The sequence below is a fragment of the Mesorhizobium sp. M0771 genome, from assembly GCF_040320155.1.
Taxonomy (GTDB): Bacteria; Pseudomonadota; Alphaproteobacteria; order Rhizobiales; family Rhizobiaceae; genus Mesorhizobium.
In genome coordinates this window covers 208,016-223,456 of record NZ_JAMYPC010000002.1, presented here as the reverse complement: position 1 = coordinate 223,456, position 15,441 = coordinate 208,016, and the positions used below count along the sequence as shown (strand labels likewise).

The 15,441-nt window shown below is 64.5% G+C and carries 15 protein-coding genes; 7 read left to right on the top strand and 8 right to left on the bottom strand.

From position 1 onward, the window contains the following. Positions 1 to 2: 2 nt before the first annotated feature. Positions 3 to 1,346, top strand: a complete 1,344-nt coding sequence (locus tag NKI05_RS04575; protein WP_023805427.1) for a hybrid sensor histidine kinase/response regulator — start codon at positions 3 to 5, stop codon at positions 1,344 to 1,346. A 123-nt stretch (positions 1,347 to 1,469) separates the two neighbouring features. Here NKI05_RS04575 and NKI05_RS04570 read toward each other — a convergent pair whose 3' ends face one another. Then, positions 1,470 to 2,153, bottom strand: a complete 684-nt coding sequence (locus NKI05_RS04570) for a response regulator (protein WP_023701705.1) — start codon at positions 2,151 to 2,153, stop codon at positions 1,470 to 1,472. 208 nt (positions 2,154 to 2,361) lie between these two features. On the opposite strand from NKI05_RS04570, the gene NKI05_RS04565 reads away from it, so the two are divergent. Genes NKI05_RS04565 through NKI05_RS04555 form a run of 3 tightly spaced genes read left to right on the top strand, consistent with a single transcriptional unit; the run spans position 2,362 to position 4,798 of the window. Next, positions 2,362 to 3,069, top strand: a complete 708-nt coding sequence (locus tag NKI05_RS04565; RefSeq protein WP_023815463.1) for a fumarylacetoacetate hydrolase family protein — start codon at positions 2,362 to 2,364, stop codon at positions 3,067 to 3,069. Between the two features lie 4 nt (positions 3,070 to 3,073). Beyond that, entirely contained in the window at positions 3,074 to 3,724 is a 651-nt protein-coding gene (gene maiA, locus NKI05_RS04560) for a maleylacetoacetate isomerase (RefSeq protein ID WP_352499600.1), read from the top strand. Between the two features lie 33 nt (positions 3,725 to 3,757). Continuing rightward, positions 3,758 to 4,798 (top strand): zinc-dependent alcohol dehydrogenase family protein, encoded by a 1,041-nt coding sequence (locus tag NKI05_RS04555; RefSeq protein WP_023751579.1) that lies wholly within the window; start codon positions 3,758 to 3,760, stop codon positions 4,796 to 4,798. A 498-nt stretch (positions 4,799 to 5,296) separates the two neighbouring features. Here NKI05_RS04555 and NKI05_RS04550 read toward each other — a convergent pair whose 3' ends face one another. Then, positions 5,297 to 6,160 (bottom strand): DMT family transporter, encoded by an 864-nt coding sequence (locus tag NKI05_RS04550; protein ID WP_023815466.1) that lies wholly within the window; start codon positions 6,158 to 6,160, stop codon positions 5,297 to 5,299. Between the two features lie 105 nt (positions 6,161 to 6,265). On the opposite strand from NKI05_RS04550, the gene NKI05_RS04545 reads away from it, so the two are divergent. Then, positions 6,266 to 7,684, top strand: a complete 1,419-nt coding sequence (locus NKI05_RS04545; RefSeq protein WP_031205404.1) for an aminotransferase-like domain-containing protein — start codon at positions 6,266 to 6,268, stop codon at positions 7,682 to 7,684. 4 nt (positions 7,685 to 7,688) lie between these two features. Here the strand turns inward: NKI05_RS04545 and NKI05_RS04540 are convergent, their stop codons facing one another. Continuing rightward, positions 7,689 to 8,582, bottom strand: a complete 894-nt coding sequence (locus tag NKI05_RS04540; RefSeq protein ID WP_023815468.1) for a LysR family transcriptional regulator — start codon at positions 8,580 to 8,582, stop codon at positions 7,689 to 7,691. A 131-nt stretch (positions 8,583 to 8,713) separates the two neighbouring features. Between NKI05_RS04540 and NKI05_RS04535 the strand changes: the two genes are divergently transcribed. Next, the gene (locus NKI05_RS04535; RefSeq protein WP_023735265.1) at positions 8,714 to 10,186 is read left to right on the top strand and encodes an MFS transporter; all 1,473 of its coding nucleotides are present in this window, start codon (positions 8,714 to 8,716) and stop codon (positions 10,184 to 10,186) included. A gap of 15 nt (positions 10,187 to 10,201) precedes the next feature. On the opposite strand, the gene NKI05_RS04530 is transcribed toward NKI05_RS04535, so the two are convergent. The 3 genes from NKI05_RS04530 to NKI05_RS04520 all read right to left on the bottom strand — a co-directional run bounded on the left by NKI05_RS04530 (position 10,202) and on the right by NKI05_RS04520 (position 12,685). Next, the gene (locus NKI05_RS04530; RefSeq protein ID WP_023681725.1) at positions 10,202 to 10,699 is read right to left on the bottom strand and encodes a MaoC family dehydratase; all 498 of its coding nucleotides are present in this window, start codon (positions 10,697 to 10,699) and stop codon (positions 10,202 to 10,204) included. Positions 10,700 to 10,859: 160 nt separating this feature from the next. Continuing rightward, on the bottom strand, positions 10,860 to 11,282 hold the full coding sequence (locus tag NKI05_RS04525; RefSeq protein WP_023815469.1) for a phasin family protein: 423 nt from the start codon (positions 11,280 to 11,282) through the stop codon (positions 10,860 to 10,862). 107 nt (positions 11,283 to 11,389) lie between these two features. Beyond that, the gene (locus tag NKI05_RS04520) at positions 11,390 to 12,685 is read right to left on the bottom strand and encodes a DUF445 domain-containing protein (RefSeq protein ID WP_023815470.1); all 1,296 of its coding nucleotides are present in this window, start codon (positions 12,683 to 12,685) and stop codon (positions 11,390 to 11,392) included. A 295-nt stretch (positions 12,686 to 12,980) separates the two neighbouring features. On the opposite strand from NKI05_RS04520, the gene rirA reads away from it, so the two are divergent. Beyond that, positions 12,981 to 13,442 carry an iron-responsive transcriptional regulator RirA gene (gene rirA, locus NKI05_RS04515; RefSeq protein ID WP_023672640.1) on the top strand — a complete coding sequence of 154 codons (462 nt, stop codon included), beginning with the start codon at positions 12,981 to 12,983 and terminating at the stop codon, positions 13,440 to 13,442. A 109-nt stretch (positions 13,443 to 13,551) separates the two neighbouring features. On the opposite strand, the gene NKI05_RS04510 is transcribed toward rirA, so the two are convergent. Continuing rightward, complete coding sequence (locus tag NKI05_RS04510) at positions 13,552 to 14,340, bottom strand: heme ABC transporter ATP-binding protein (protein WP_023815471.1); 789 nt, start codon at positions 14,338 to 14,340, stop codon at positions 13,552 to 13,554. A 6-nt stretch (positions 14,341 to 14,346) separates the two neighbouring features. Beyond that, positions 14,347 to 15,441: a FecCD family ABC transporter permease gene (locus tag NKI05_RS04505; RefSeq protein WP_352792197.1), complete on the bottom strand. Its 1,095-nt coding sequence runs from the start codon at positions 15,439 to 15,441 to the stop codon at positions 14,347 to 14,349.

The window sequence follows — 15,441 nt, the reverse complement described above, 5'->3', positions numbered from 1 at the left end:
CCATGCCGCTCAGGGACATCGACGACGTCGACAGGCTGAAGAAGATCAACGCCGCTCTGGTCAGCCGCGTCGAGCGCTCGATGGACCAGCAAGGCAATGCCTTCTCGCTGTTCCAGACCGCGATTTCACTTGAAAACCGCGTGCGTATGCGCACCGAGGAACTGCACTCGACCTTGCGCCGGCTGGAACAGTCGAACATCGACCTCAGCGCCGCCAAGGAAAACGCCGAGCTGGCAAACCTGTCCAAGACCAGGTTCCTGGCCGCCGCCAGCCATGACGTGCTGCAGCCGCTGAACGCCGCCCACCTCTCCGTCTCGGCGCTGGCCGAAGTGCAGACCAGCGACGAGGGCAAGAAGCTGGTCCGCCAGGTCGAGCGCTCGCTGGAGACCATGGAAGACCTGTTGCGCACGCTGCTCGACATTTCCAAGCTCGATGCCGGCGTGGTCCAGCCCGACATCGGCGATGTCAATCTGGAGACGCTGTTTTCCTCGCTGCGGTCGGATTTCCTGCCCGTGGCCGAGATGAAGGGGCTGGCGCTGAAGTTCCGCCCGGTCAGCGCCGTGGTGCGTTCGGACCGCACGCTCTTGCGCCGCATCCTGCAGAATATCCTGTCCAACGCTCTGCGCTACACCCGCTTCGGCGGCGTGCTGGTCGGCACCAGGCATCGCGGCGACACCATCCGCATCGATGTCGCCGACACCGGCTGCGGCATTCCCGAGGATCAGCGCGAGGCGGTTTTCGAGGAGTTCCATCGCGGCTCCGCCATTCCAGCCGATACCGGGATCTCCGGCGGCGGGCTGGGCCTGGGCCTTGCCATCGTGCGGCGCATGGCCGCCGCGCTCGGTCATCCCGTGACGTTCTCCTCGAGGGTTGGGCGCGGCACCATCTTCCACATCGACGTGCCGGTCGGCATCGGCGCCAGCGCCGACGCCATCGCCAGCCTTGCCGAGATGGAGCGGCCGCGCGGCTACGGCCTGTTCGGCACCAAGGTCCTGCTGGTCGAAAATGACGCCGACGTGTTGCAGGCGATGACCTTCCTGCTCGAGCGCTGGCAGTGCCTGGTGCGCGCCGCGACTTCGACCGAGGCTGCGATCAGCCTGCTTGGCGACACCGACTGGGTGCCCGACATCGTCATTGCCGACCAGCATCTCGACGACGGCGACCTCGGCACCGCCACCATCGCCGAAGTCCGCGATTATCTCGGCCGCGCCGTGCCGGCGCTGATCGTCACCGCCGACGGATCGGAGGCCGTCGCCAAGGCAGCCCGCGCCGCAGGCATAGAGCTGATGCGGAAGCCGCTAAAGCCGGCGCAGCTAAGGGCGCTGCTGGCGCATCTGCTGGCTTGAGCCCCATACCCTCCCCTCGATGGGGAGGGTCGGCGCGCAGCGCCGGGGCGGGGTGCAGCGCCAAGCTCCCCCACCCCGCTCCGCTTCGCGGATCGACCCTCCCCACAAGGGGGAGGGTAAAGATCAAAACCCGGCCTGATCGCGAAACAGCTCCGCATTGTCCAGCTTCGACACCTCAATCACCGCTTGCGTGCGGCTGTAGACGTTGAGCTTGCGCAGGATCTCCGAGACATGCGCCTTGACCGTGGTCTCGCCGACCTGCAGCTCGTAGGCGATCTGCTTGTTCAGCAGGCCCTGGCGCAGCATCTGCAGCACGCGCAGCTGCTGCGGCGTCAATTTGGCCAGCCGCTGCACCATATCGGCGCGGTCGGCGCTGTCGGCGTCGGGCGGCTGTCCCTCATATGTCTCCGGCACATAGATCGCGCCCTCCATCACCGAGCGGATTGCGGCCGCAAGATCGCTCTTGCGCGCCGATTTCGGGATGAAGCCGGCAGCGCCATAGGACAACGCCTCGGAGATGATCTTCGGCTCCTCATAGCCCGAGACGACGACCACCGGCAGCCGCGGATGGCGGGTCCTGAGTTGCAGCAGTCCATCGAAGCCATGGACATCAGGCATGTTGAGATCGAGCAGCGCCAGATCGAACGGTTTTATCCCACCCAGGAGATCGAGCGCCTCGGCGATCGAGCGCGCCTCCACGGTGTCGACTTCCGGATAGGCCATCTGCACGGCGCTGTGCAGCGCCTCGCGAAACAGCGGATGGTCGTCGATGATCAGAAACCGGGCGCGATCGTTGACTGCGGTCATGGTGTTCGTTTCAGTCCTCCCTGGGCACGATACTCCCGCTGGTATGGCCAGCTTATTGGCAAATAGTCTATCGCAATCTTAACCCCAGGAGGCGAAGCCGACTTTATCAGACAATCAAGGCGCAGCCGACGCTTTTGCGGAGGCTCCTGCCTTGCCCGGCGGTCCAAATCGGTCAAATGTGCCGGCAGTTGAAGCAGAAAGACCTGGCATGACAGACTTCGTCCTCCCCTTGCCCGCAACCCCATCGGTCGCCATAGAAGGCTCGGCCGAGCGCTTTGCGGTCCGCCGCATCTTCTGCGTCGGCCGCAACTACGCCGCGCACGCCCGCGAACTCGGCAATGACGAACGCGACCCGCCCTTCTTCTTCACCAAGCCGGCCGACGCGGTGGTCGATTCCGGCACCACGATCCCCTACCCGCCGCTGACCAAGAACCTGCACCACGAGATCGAGCTGGTCGCTGCGATCGGCAAGGCCGGCTTCCGCATTCCCCGCGCTGAGGCGCTAGACCATGTCTGGGGCTACGGCGCCGGCATCGACCTCACCCGCCGCGACCTGCAGGACGAAGCCAAGAAAGCAGCGCGGCCCTGGGATTGGTCCAAGGCCTTCGACCGCTCGGCACCCTGCGGTCCGCTGGTGCCGGCCGCCAAATCCGGCCATCCGCAAAAGGGCCGCATTTGGCTCGCCGTCGACGGCGCGGTGAAGCAGGAGGGCGACCTCGCCGAACTGATCTGGCCGATCGCCGATATCGTTTCGATCTGCAGCAGTGCGGTTGTACTACAACCGGGCGACCTGATCTTCACCGGCACGCCGGCGGGCGTCGGCGCGGTCGCGTCGGGACAGACGATGACCGGCGGCGTCGACGGCATCGGCACCATCGAGATCACCGTCGGCCAAGATTCCACCGACAAGCCGTGACCCGATGAGCGACCTCGTCCTCCACAACTACTACCGCTCCTCCACCTCCTACCGCGTGCGCATCGCGCTCGAGATGAAGGGGCTAAGCTACGATTACGTGCCGCATCATCTGCGTCATGGCGACCATCTGGAGCCGGCTTACCGCGCGGTCAATCCGCAAGCGCTGGTACCGGCGCTGATCCTGGGCGACGGCACGCTGTTGACGCAGTCGCTGGCGATCATCGAATATCTCGACGAGACCCATCCCGAACCGCCGCTGTTGCCGAAGGACGCGCTCGGCCGGGCGCGTGTGCGAATGCTGGCGCAGATGATCGCCTGCGACATCCACCCGGTGAACAATCTGCGGGTGCTGACCTCGCTGCGCACTTTGTTCGGCGCCGGCGACCAGGATGTCATCCACTGGTTTCGCCACTGGGTGAACGAAGGGTTCCAGCCGCTTGAAAAGATTCTGGCTTCATCGGATGAGACCGGCACATTTTGCCATGGCGACGCACCGGGTCTCGCCGACATCTGCCTGGTCGCCCAGATCGCCAGCAACGCCCGCTTCGGCGTCGACCTGACACCCTACCCCGAGATCTCGCGCATCCACGCCGCCTGCATGGCGCTGCCGGCCTTTCAGAAGGCAGCACCGGAGAATCAGATAGATGCGGAATAGAAGCGCACTGGCGCAGAGCATGAGGACCACCCGATGAAAGCCGTCGTCTTCGAGAAATTCGGCCAAGCGCCGACGATCCAGACCGTGCCGGATCCGAAGCCGGCCGCCGATGGCGTCGTCATCAAGGTCGAGGCGACGGGGCTGTGCCGCAGCGACTGGCATGGCTGGATGGGCCATGATGACGGCATCACCCTGCCGCATGTTCCCGGTCACGAACTGGCCGGCATTGTCGTAGCCGTCGGCAAGCGGGTAACCCGCTGGAAGGCCGGCGAACGCGTCACCGTGCCGTTCTGCGTCGGCTGCGGCCGCTGTTTCGAATGCACCTCCGGCAACCACCAGGTCTGCGAGCATCAAACGCAGCCAGGCTTCACCGCCTGGGGCTCGTTTGCCGAATATGTCGCCATCGAACATGCCGACACCAACCTCGTGCGGCTGCCCGAGGAGATGGAATTCGCCACCGCCGCCAGCCTCGGCTGCCGCTTCGTCACCTCGTTTCGCGCCATTGTCGACCAGGGCCGGGTCACGCCGGGCGAATGGGTGGCGGTGCATGGCTGCGGCGGCGTCGGCCTGTCGGCGATCATGATCGCCAGTTCCATGGGCGCCAATGTCATTGCCATCGACCTTACCGACGAGAAGCTGGAGTTCGCCAAAAAGATCGGCGCCGTGGCGACCATCAATGCCTCGAACACGCCGAATGTCGTCAAGGCGGTCAAGCAGATCACCAATGGCGGCGCACACATGTCGATGGACGCGCTCGGCCACCCCACGACGTCGTTCAACTCGATTTCCAATCTGCGCCGGCGTGGCCGCCATGTGCAGGTTGGCCTGATGCTGGGCGAGCATGCCCGGCCACAGGTGCCGATGGACAAGGTGATTGCCTTCGAGCTCGAAATCCTCGGCAGCCACGGCATGCAGGCCCATCGCTACCCCGCAATGATGGAAATGATCCGCACCGGCAAGCTGAAGCCCGATCTGCTGGTCGGCAGAAAGATCAGCCTCGACGAGGCGCCAGCCGCCCTGATGGCGATGGGCGGGTTCGAGGGGATTGGCATCGGGGTTGTGACGAAATTCTGACAGCGATTCGATAGAAATTGCAGAACAGTCCATGCAACCAAGACGCCAGTAGAATCGCTCGACAAGGTTGCGCTAGTCCGTCAGAATCGACCCCAAGCGATCATCGGATTGAACCTGGCTGGACCAGCCACACACAGGACTATACTGTCGCTATGGCCTATTGGGTAAAGCGTATTGCACTAAAGGATGGCGAAGTAGTCACGGAACGTGAGCTTCGCGCAGACGAAAACCGATTTGCTGGAACGGCTCCGGTGGTTGGTGACTTGATTGAGGTCGAATGTCGCGGCCGCAGGTTTATGGCTGAGGTGGTATGGGGAAATTGGCCCGGCCGCGTTCATCCACACGATACAGTTGTACCGCTTCGGGTTTTCGAGGTTGGCCTTGATCCGGCAACCCCGCTCCGCTTTCCGACTCGTGGCCCAACCTGATCGCGGAGTGACTGCTTCCACCAAGTTCTGTCATTTCACATTAATGAGACCGCGGCCGAATCAGCCAATCCTACCGCGCAAACCTCTTTGCCCCGACCACGCAGGCGACCACACCCAGCGTGACAACCACCATCAGCGGGCTGACCTGCTCGTGCAGAAGCGTCGCCGCCAGCGCCAGTCCGAAGAAGGGCTGCAGCAACTGCAATTGCCCGACGGCGGCGATGCCGCCTTGGGCCAGGCCGCGGTACCAGAACACGAAGCCGATCAGCATGCTGAACAGCGAGACATAGGCGAGACCCATCCAGGCGCCGGAGCCGACGCCGGCGAAGGACGACGGCAGCGTCGCAAAGGTCAGAACCAGCATGATCGGCAGCGAGATCGCCAGCGCCCAGCAGATCACCTGCCAGCCGCCCAGCCTGCGCGACAATGCCGCCCCCTCGGCATAGCCCAGGCCGCAGACGATGATGGCGGCCAGCATCAGGCCGTCGCCGACAGGTGAGGCCGTCACGCCTTGCATCAGGGCAAAACCGGCGACCAGCGCGCTGCCGATGCAGGAAAACAGCCAGAAGGCCGGGCGCGGACGCTCGCCACCGCGCAGCACGCCGAAGATCGCGGTGGCCAGCGGCAGCAGGCCGACGAAGATGATAGAGTGGGCAGAGGTGACGTGCTTGAGCGCCAGAGCGGTGAGCAAGGGAAAGCCGACAACCACCCCAAGGGCGACGATCACCAGCGACAGAAAATCGCTGCGCGCCGGGCGCTTCTGCTGGAACAGGACGAGCATCGCGAGACCAAGCAGCCCGGCAATCGCGGCGCGGGCCGAGGTCAGGAATGTCGGATCGAACTCCGCCACGGCGACGCGCGTCGCCGGCAGCGAGCCTGAGAAGATCAACACGCCGATGAATCCGTTCACCCAGCCGCTCGCGGTCTTGTCCATTCCAGGCTCCATTGCTTTGCCCTCTATCGGGCAAGTGCCTATGGTGCAGCCAGAGACAATGCAGTACAATTTCGCTAAACTGTAATGGCTGATTGAGCAATACAGATGACTGGTCTCGTTCTGGAAGTCGACACCGCACGCACTGTTGCCGCGGCCACTCTGGTCGAAACTGTCATGGCGACCATCCGTCAGCGGATTGCCGCGCGCAGCCTGACGCCGGGCGCGCGGCTGCCCTCGATCCGCGCCTTCGCCAAAGCCATGCAGGTGTCCAAGTCGACCGTGGTCGAAGCCTATGAGCGGCTCGCTGCCGAAGGCGCGATACGCTCCCGGCCGGGCTCGGGTTTCTATGCCGCCGGATCGCTGGCGCCACTGTCGCTGGCCGAGATCGGCCCGCGGCTCGACCGCGCTGTCGATCCGCTTTGGGTTTCGCGCCAGTCACTGGAAGCCGGCGACGACATGCTGAAACCCGGCTGCGGCTGGATGCCGGCCTCGTGGATGCCGCAGTCCGCCCTGCGCCGGGCGCTGCGCACCGTTGCACGCGCTGACGATGTCGACCTTGCCGATTACGGCACGCCGCTCGGCCTGCCGCCGCTCAGGCAATTGCTCGCGCGGCGCATGGCCGGCCACGGCATCGAGGTCTCGCCCGAACAGATCATGCTGACCGAATCGGGCACGCAGGCCATCGATCTTCTGTGCCGCTTCCTGATCGAACCCGGCGATACCGTGCTGCTCGACGACCCCTGCTATTTCAATTTTCACGCGCTGCTGCGCGCCCACCGCGCCAACGTGGTCAGCGTGCCCTACACGCCATCGGGACCGGATATCGAGCTGTTCGCGCAGGCGTTGACCGAGCACAAGCCGCGCCTCTACATCACCAATTCCGCCATCCACAACCCGACCGGCGCGATCCTGTCGCCGGTCACTGCGCACCGGCTGCTGAAACTCGCCGACCAGTCGGACCTGACCATCATCGAGGACGATATCTTCGCCGATTTCGAGCACAGCCCAGCGCCTCGGCTGGCGGCGTTCGACGGCCTCAACCGCGTCGTCCATATCGGCAGCTTCTCCAAGACGCTGTCGGCCTCGGTGCGCTGCGGCTTTATCGCCGCACCCCGCGACTGGATCGAACAGCTCACCGACCTCAAGATCGCCACCACCTTCGGCGGGGGCAGGCTGGCGGCCGAACTTGTGCTGACGCTGCTTAGGGATGGCAGCTACCGCAAGCACATGGATCTGCTGCGCGCGCGCCTTTCCCGCGCCATGGGCGAGACGAGCGCGCGCCTGAAGGCGATCGGCATCGCGCCCTGGATCGACCAGCCCGCCGGACTGTTCCTGTGGTGCGGCCTGCCCGATGGCGTGGACGCAGCCGAAATCGCCCGCCGCGCGCTGGCCGACAACATCGTATTGGCGCCCGGCAACGCATTCAGCCTGTCGGGAACCGCCAGCCGCTTCCTGCGCTTCAACGTTGCCCAGTGCCAGGACGAGCGGATTTTCAGGGTGCTCAAGGGGGCAATGGCGCGCTGAGGGCTCAGCGGGAGGCCGCGCAGACCTCCCGAACGCAATCTCGCAGCCAGCGTTGCGCCGGATCGGCATCGAGCCGTGGATGCCAGAGCATCGAGATGGTGACCTCCACCGTGGCGACCGGCAGCAGAAAGCTGACCATGCCGGCGCGTGCGCCTTGCGTGTGCCGTTCGGGCACGCTGGCAATAAGGTCCGAAGCGCGCGCCATGGAGAGTGCAGCCGAAAAGCCGGAGACCATGCACGCCACGGTTCGCTGCAGGCCGAGCAGCGCCAAAGTCTGATCGATCGGCCCTCTTTCCCGACCCCGCCGTGAAACGCTGATGTGGCGGCCGGCCGCGTAGCGTTCAGGCGTTACCGCGCCTTCACTCAAAGGGTGGCCGGCTCGCACAGCACCGACGAAGCGGTCGCGAAACAGCGCCTGTATCAGCACTTCAGGTCCGGCCTCGCCGGCAACGCCGATTTCGAGGTCGATGTCCGAGTCGCGCAGCGAGGCGACATCCTTGTCGGATTTGGGCCTAAAGCGCAGCCGCGCGCCCGGCGCCTCGGCCTGGATGCGGGCGACAAGACGCGGCCCGAATTCCTCGACGAACCCTTCATTGGTGCGCAGCGTGAAGATCTGGTTCAGCTTTGCCAGATCGAGCAGCCTGGCGGGACGCAATAGCGTTTCCGCATCGTGGACGACACGGCCGGCCTGCTGCCGCAATGCCTCCGCGCGCGGCGTCGGGACCAGGCCGCGGCCGGCGCGGACCAGCAGCGGATCGCCGGTCGCTTCCCGCAGCCGCGCCAGCGTGCGGCTCATCGCCGAAGGGCTGAGCCGCAGCCGGGTTGCCGCGCGAGCCACGCTACCTTCGGTCAGCAGGACGTCGAGAGCGAACAGCAGATTGAGATCTGGCGATGCCATCGGCGGATTGTAGCACATGCCATGGCGTTTGGTGCACGAATAAGATGCAAATGATGCGCCTTCCGCCATTCCATCCTGACGACTAGATCTCCGACAGGTCCGGTTGCGGGACTGACAAGGAGGAAATCGCCATGGCAATTGCTGAGCAGAACGAGTGCGCATCGGCGCCGCACAACACCCGGTCCGCAGGCCTGGCCCACTCTCCTGTCTTGGCATTGGCCAGCCTGTCGCTCGCCACGCTGCTGTCGTCGCTTGGAACCAGCATTGCCAGCGTCGGACTGCCTTCCCTCATGCAGGCGTTCGGTGCGCCGTTCCAGTCCGTGCAATGGGTGGTTCTCGCCTATCTGCTCGCCATCACGGCCCTGATCGTCAGCGCCGGTCGGCTGGCCGATATGCTCGGCCGCCGGCCGTTGCTGCTCGGCGGCATCGCGCTGTTCACACTGGCTTCGGTGCTCTGCGGCCTGGCGCCGACGCTCTGGCTGCTGATTGCGGCGCGCGCCGTACAAGGACTGGGTGCCGCGCTGATGATGGCGTTGACGCTGGCCTTTGTCGCGGAGACCGTGACCAAGGAGAGAACCGGCAGCGCCATGGGCCTGCTCGGCGCCATGTCGGCGATCGGCACGACGCTCGGACCCTCGCTCGGCGGCTTGCTGATCGCCGGCTTCGGCTGGCGGGCGATCTTCCTCGTCAATGTGCCGCTCGGCCTCCTGACCTTTGCCCTCGCCTCGCTGGCCCTGCCTGCCCGCGACAAGACTGCGGAAGCAGCTCAAAACAGCTTCGATGCGATCGGGACGGTCTTGCTGGCCCTGACGCTGGCCGCCTATGCATTGGCCATGACGCTCGGCCGCGGCCATTTCGGCGCCCTCAACACCGGCCTGCTGGTTGCCGCCGGCATCGGCGTCGTTCTGTTCGGCGTCGCGCAGAAGAGGGCGAAGAATCCCTTGATCCGGCTTGCCCGGTTGTACGACATCCGGCTCAGCGCCAGCCTCGCCACGAACCTCGTTGTCGCCACAGTGATGATGGCGACCCTGGTGGTCGCTCCATTCTATCTGTCGCGAGCGCTGGGGCTCGATGCTGCGATGGTCGGCGTGGTCCTGTCGACAGGTCCGCTGGTCTCCGCGCTCTCGGCGCTCGTCGCCGGCCGCCTCACCGATCGCTTCGGCGCGCACAGGATGATGGTCGTCGGACTGTTCAGTCTTGCCGTCGGAACCTCATTGTTGTCGCTCGCCGCAACAAAACTCGGCATTGCCAGCTATATCGTGCCGATCGCCGTCACCTGCTTCGGGTACGCCCTGTTCCAGACATCCAACAATGCCGCCGTCATGAGCGGTGTCGCTGCCGGCGAGCGCGGCGTGGTGTCCGGCCTGCTCAATCTGTCGCGCAATCTCGGCCTGATCACCGGCGCATCGCTTATGGGCGCCATTTTTGCGGCTGCCTCGACGGGAGAACGGCAAAGCCAGGACATGCTGACCTCAGCGGCAGCCGCGCGCGGCATGCAGGTTACCTTTCAGACGGCAACGGTCCTGGCGGTGGCTGCGCTGTTGCTGGCACTGCTCTCGACCCGCGCCGGCGGCAGGCTGTCGGTGCGGCAACAGCCATCATGACCGAAGATGGGGAGCTTACGCTCCCGCCCGCTTGCGCCGCTCATAAAGCATGACCAGCGTTTCGGCGGTCAGAGCCGGCCTCTGTTCGCCCTCGATCTCGACAGTGTTGGCGGCCTTCATCAGATACTGGCCCGGCCCCTTGTCCTCCACCGACAACAGCGTCGTGCGCAGCCGGATGCGTGCGCCGACCCTGACAGGCGCCAGGAACCGCACCTTGTCGAAGCCGTAATTGAAGGCGGCTTGCGTGTTTTCGGGGACGATGCCCATGCCCAGCGCCAGCGCGCCGATGATCGACAGCGTCAGATAGCCATGCGCGATCGTGGTGCGAAATGGGCTCTGCCGCTTCGCCCGCTCCGGATCGACGTGGATCCACTGATGGTCGCCTGTGCATTCGGCAAACTGGTTGATGCGGTTCTGGTCGACGGTCGTCCATTCCGACACGCCGAGCTCCTGCCCGGCCATTGCCCTTAACTGCTCGAAGGTCGGCGGCGTTTTCGGCCGTAGTTCCGTCATTCCTGCTTTCCCGATGGCTCCCAGTGCCTCGGACCACGAACGGACGGCTCCTGTCAATTCGCCCGTTGCGATTCCGTTCCGCCATTTTCCGCCAAACAGCGTCCCTCGTCCATGCTCATGCGCCGGAACCGGCCCACTCCTCTCATGGTTGCGTTGAGAGTCACTTCTTGTCATAGCCCGAGCGGATTTCCTCCATCGCTTCCTTGATGCGGCTGCGCAGGATTTCGATCGATTCGGTGCCGGATTTCTTGACCAGCTCGGCCACTTCGCCGGCATTTTTCAGGGCGGCTTCGAAGGATTTCCTGGCGAACTCCGCCTGTTTTGTCATCAGTTCCTGGGGATTGCCCGGCGCCTTGTAGCTCTGCGCCATGTCGCTGACTTCACGCAGCGTGTCCTGCAGCATCTCGCGCTGTCTGGACAACAATGAGGTCGCGCCGGCAGCTCCCGCCCGCGCCGATCTTTCCAGGGCCTCGAGGTTCTTGCGATGATGCGCGAGGATCGCCTCGACATTCGGCACCTTCAGGTCACGGCCGAACCGGCTGAACATGTCAAGGAACGAATCGGAGTCGGGTTGTGTGGCCATTGCTCGTGCTCCCCAGTGTCGCAAATGCTGAACCCTGTTCTGGACAATAGCACTCGCGCGCCGTGTGTCCATTCGGACGCCCAAGCAATTCAGCGGCAAATGCAGCATCAGCCAGCGAGAAACAGCCTCTCAGCCGTGTAGAGCACGAGACCGGTCAGGCCGCCAATAATCATGCCATTGAAGCGGATATATTGCAGGTCCCTGCCGATGTTGATCTCGATCAGCCTCGTCAGCTGGGCAAGGTCCCAGCGCTTGACCTGATCGGCGATGAACGTCGACACACCGCTCTTCTGGCTCTCGACGAATGACGACAGCGCCACGACAAAGCCCTGGTTCATGTCGGCCCTGATCTGCGGATCGCCTGAGAGATGGCGGCCGACCTCGACGAACATGTTGGCGAGATGCGCGCGAACAATCGAATTCTCCGCCTTGGCGTCCTGTTCGATGAACAGGCTGAGGCTCTGCCACATGTCGCCGGCGAGCGACTTCACTTCCGGCCGCGCCAGGAAATCGCGCTTCAGCTTCTCGGCCCGTTTGGCGTATTGCTTCGAGGTTCTGAGCCGCTCGATGAAGCTGTGCGCGAAACGGTCGAATTCGGCGCGCATCGGATGGTCGGGATCGGCCCGCACCTCGTCAAGCAGCGAACCGGCGGAAGCGACGATCTTCTTCAGCAGATAGGCGTCGGCTCTGAACAGGTTGAACAGCGACGGCAATTCCTCGCGGATCTTTTCGCGCATGGTCGCCAGCGCTTCCTCGTCGTTCAGGAACCGGCCAATCACCCTGGTGAATTCGTCGAACAGTTTCTGGTGGCGGCGGTCGTCGGTGAGCGCCGACAGCAATTCGGCGGCCAGCGGCGCCAGCGGCACCTTGTCGATCTGCTCCAGCATGCGGCTGGTGACGAAGCCGCGCAGGCCGGATTGCTCGATCGCCGCAAGCGTCTGCGGCACCAACCGCACGACGAAGCGCGACAGGCCGGCAGAGCGTTCGGCGTCAGTCAGCCAGTCGGCGACGAGTGCTGCAAAATCAACCTCGGCCAGCTTTTCGCGCACCGGCTCCGGCGCCAGAAAATTGACCTCGATGAAGCGGCCCAGATTATCGGCGATGCGGTTCTGGTTCGCTGGGATGATGGCGGTGTGCGGGATCGGCAGGCCCAGCGGCCGCTTGAACAGCGCCACCACCGCGTACCAGTCGGCCAGGCCGCCAATGGTCGCCGCCTCCGCGAAGGCCGCCACGAAGCCCAGCCACGGATACTTGGCCTCGAACGATTTGGCCACGGCAAAAACCACGACGCAAAGCACCAGCGCAGCCGTGGCGAGGAACTTTGTCCGCCGCAACGCGAAAAGCTTGGCGCCCGTCTCGGCATCAAAACCGCCAGGCGCCAGGGACGAAGCCGATTGGGACATGATACGCCGCTCCTCATCGATCTCTTGGCTATCTTGCATGGGCTATTTAGGGGGTGTTTGGGCCCGTAGCATGATCGGATGGGCCGATTTCGTCCGGGAATTGTCGGTTTCGCACGCAAAGTTGACAAGAATGTTCATCTATCATGCAATGCCAGTCTGGAATTGTTCCAAGGTATAGGCCATATTCCGATCAGGCCAGTGTGGGCGAATCCGAAACTCCGGGTGAGAAAGCCGCACCAGCACAATCTAAAATCTGGTGCAGTTCCAACGCGCCAGGACTCGGGTGAGGAATGAAATGCGGCTGACGCGCCAGACCAACTACGCCATGCGCATCCTGATGTATTGCGCCGCCAACAACGATCGCCTGAGCCGCATCCCCGAGATTGCGGCCGCCTATTCGGTGTCGGAGCTTTTCCTGTTCAAGATCCTGCAGCCGCTGGTCGAGCATGGCCTGGTCGAGACGGTGCGCGGCAGGAATGGCGGCGTGAGAATCGGCCGCCCCGCCGAGCAGATCAGCCTGTTCGACGTCGTACGGGTGACCGAAGAGAGCTTCGCCATGGCCGAGTGCTTCGAAAACGACGCCGCCGAATGCCCGCTGGTCGACAGCTGCCAGCTGAATTCGGCGCTGCGCGAGGCGCTCAACGCCTTCTTTGCCGTACTCTCCCGCTACACTATCGCCGATATGGTGGCGGCGCGCCCGAATGTGCGTCATTTGCTCGGCATCGACATGCTGGTCCAGCGAGCTCCGGCCGCCTGAGTTTTCTAGTGCATGTCGCTCAAAAGTGGCCCCGGTTTTGAGACAACGACATGCATAAAAACAAAGACCTAAAGCGCGTCGCCTGAGTCCGTTCAAACGCGACGCGCTTTTAGGCGGCTGACTGCGGCAAGACGAACGGCATGTTCGCCGCCGGCAACACACCGACCCTTAGCCGACAATCGAACACCTTTTCGATCAGATCGTCGCTCAGCACCTCCTGCGGTGAACCGTCGGCGGCGAGCCGGCCGCGATGCATCACGAAAATCCGGTCGGCATACATGGCCGTCAGATTGAGGTCGTGCAGGATGGCGATCACACCGCCGCCGCGCCGGGCGAAATCGCGGGCGATGTTCATGATGATCAGCTGGTGCTTGATATCGAGGCTGGAGACCGGCTCGTCGAGATAGAGATAGCGCGGCTTGCCGTCCAGCACCGGCGCCCAGACCTGGCACAGCACGCGCGCCAGCTGCACACGCTGTTGTTCGCCGCCCGAAAGCTCCTGATAGAAGCGGCCGGCAAAGCCGTCGAGGTCGACCCGCGCCAGCGCCCGCTCGGGCAGACGATCATCTTCGCCCGGCAGAACGCCGGAACGGCCGCCGATAAGGCCGAGCCTGACCACTTCGTGCACGGTGAAGGGAAAGGACAGCGTCGCGGTCTGCGGCAGCACGGCACGCACGGTCGCGGCCTCCACCGGCTTCATCTCGGAGAGGTCGCGCCCGTTGACGGCCACTGTCCCCGTAAACGCCAGATCGCCCGACAACGCCTTCAAGAAAGTCGTCTTGCCCGAGCCGTTCGGTCCTACGATGGCGGCGATCTCGCCCGGCCGTGCGACAAAATCGACATTAGCGACGATGCGTTTGCCGCCGATCGCCACCGAGACATCGCGTGCTTCGATCATGCCGCCTCACAAGTCGATTACGCCGCGCTTGCGCAGCAGGATCCAGAGGAAGAACGGCGCGCCGGCGATCGCCGTGACGATGCCGATCGGCAATTCGGCCGGCGCCACGATGACGCGGGCAACTGCGTCGGCAAGCAGCAGCATCGAGGCGCCGAGCAGCGCCGATGCCGGCAAGAGATAGCGATTGTCCGGACCGATCAGCAGCCGCAGCAGATGCGGCACGACGATGCCGACAAAACCGATGCCTCCGCTGACTGCGACAGAGGCGCCGACCGCTGCCGAGACGCCGACGATCCCGGTGTATTTCAGCCGCTGTACCGGGATGCCGAGATGTCCGGCCGTCGCCTCGCCGAGCGCCAGGGCGTTGAGGCCTTTGGCCAGGAACGGCATTGCCGCAAGCGCCAGGATGATGATCGGACCGACGGAAGCGATCTTCGGCCAGGTCGCGCCGCCCAGCGAGCCCAGTTGCCAGAAGGTCAGGTCGCGCAACTGCCGGTCGTCGGCCATGAAAATCAGGATACCGGTCAGCGCCATGGCAAGGGCTGCGAGCGCAATGCCGGCAAGCAGCATGGTAGCGACCGATGTGCGCCCCTGCCGCGTGGCGACGCGGTAGAGCACCAGCGTGACCGCAAGGCCGCCGCAGAAAGCGGCGAGCGGCAAGGCCAGCCCGCCGAGCGCCAGAGTGAGCGGCGCCAGCCACGTCGTGCCGAGCACGATGACGGCGACCGCGCCGAGGCTCGACCCGGCGGAAACGCCGATCAGGCCGGGATCGGCGAGCGGGTTGCGAAACAGGCCTTGCATGACCGCACCCGATACGGCCAGTGCCGCCCCGATGAGCACGCCGAGCAGCACGCGCGGCATGCGGATGTCGTAGACGATCAGCCGGTCGCGGGCGCCAAGCGCGGCGTCGGCCGGCACGGCGCCGGTTAGCCAGTCACGAATGACACCGACGGCCGATGCATCGGAAGCGCCCGACCTCAGAGACAGGAACAGCGAAAGGGCAAGGGCCACGCACAGGAGCAAAATAACCAGGCGCGCGCGCCCGGAACGATCGCCCTCGGCCATCTTGCGCGCCGTGCCGGCGATCGACTGATCCACCAT

Excerpts from the sequence above, each read along its gene's own strand:
- NKI05_RS04575 (WP_023805427.1), top strand. The coding sequence starts at position 3 with ATGCCGCTCAGGGACATCGACGACGTCGACAGGCTGAAGAAGATCAAC.
- NKI05_RS04570 (WP_023701705.1), bottom strand. The coding sequence starts at position 2,153 with ATGACCGCAGTCAACGATCGCGCCCGGTTTCTGATCATCGACGACCAT.
- NKI05_RS04565 (WP_023815463.1), top strand. The coding sequence starts at position 2,362 with ATGACAGACTTCGTCCTCCCCTTGCCCGCAACCCCATCGGTCGCCATA.
- maiA (WP_352499600.1), top strand. The coding sequence starts at position 3,074 with ATGAGCGACCTCGTCCTCCACAACTACTACCGCTCCTCCACCTCCTAC.
- NKI05_RS04555 (WP_023751579.1), top strand. The coding sequence starts at position 3,758 with ATGAAAGCCGTCGTCTTCGAGAAATTCGGCCAAGCGCCGACGATCCAG.
- NKI05_RS04550 (WP_023815466.1), bottom strand. The coding sequence starts at position 6,160 with ATGGACAAGACCGCGAGCGGCTGGGTGAACGGATTCATCGGCGTGTTG.
- NKI05_RS04545 (WP_031205404.1), top strand. The coding sequence starts at position 6,266 with ATGACTGGTCTCGTTCTGGAAGTCGACACCGCACGCACTGTTGCCGCG.
- NKI05_RS04540 (WP_023815468.1), bottom strand. The coding sequence starts at position 8,582 with ATGGCATCGCCAGATCTCAATCTGCTGTTCGCTCTCGACGTCCTGCTG.
- NKI05_RS04535 (WP_023735265.1), top strand. The coding sequence starts at position 8,714 with ATGGCAATTGCTGAGCAGAACGAGTGCGCATCGGCGCCGCACAACACC.
- NKI05_RS04530 (WP_023681725.1), bottom strand. The coding sequence starts at position 10,699 with ATGACGGAACTACGGCCGAAAACGCCGCCGACCTTCGAGCAGTTAAGG.
- NKI05_RS04525 (WP_023815469.1), bottom strand. The coding sequence starts at position 11,282 with ATGGCCACACAACCCGACTCCGATTCGTTCCTTGACATGTTCAGCCGG.
- NKI05_RS04520 (WP_023815470.1), bottom strand. The coding sequence starts at position 12,685 with ATGTCCCAATCGGCTTCGTCCCTGGCGCCTGGCGGTTTTGATGCCGAG.
- rirA (WP_023672640.1), top strand. The coding sequence starts at position 12,981 with ATGCGGCTGACGCGCCAGACCAACTACGCCATGCGCATCCTGATGTAT.
- NKI05_RS04510 (WP_023815471.1), bottom strand. The coding sequence starts at position 14,340 with ATGATCGAAGCACGCGATGTCTCGGTGGCGATCGGCGGCAAACGCATC.
- NKI05_RS04505 (WP_352792197.1), bottom strand. The coding sequence starts at position 15,441 with ATGGTGGATCAGTCGATCGCCGGCACGGCGCGCAAGATGGCCGAGGGC.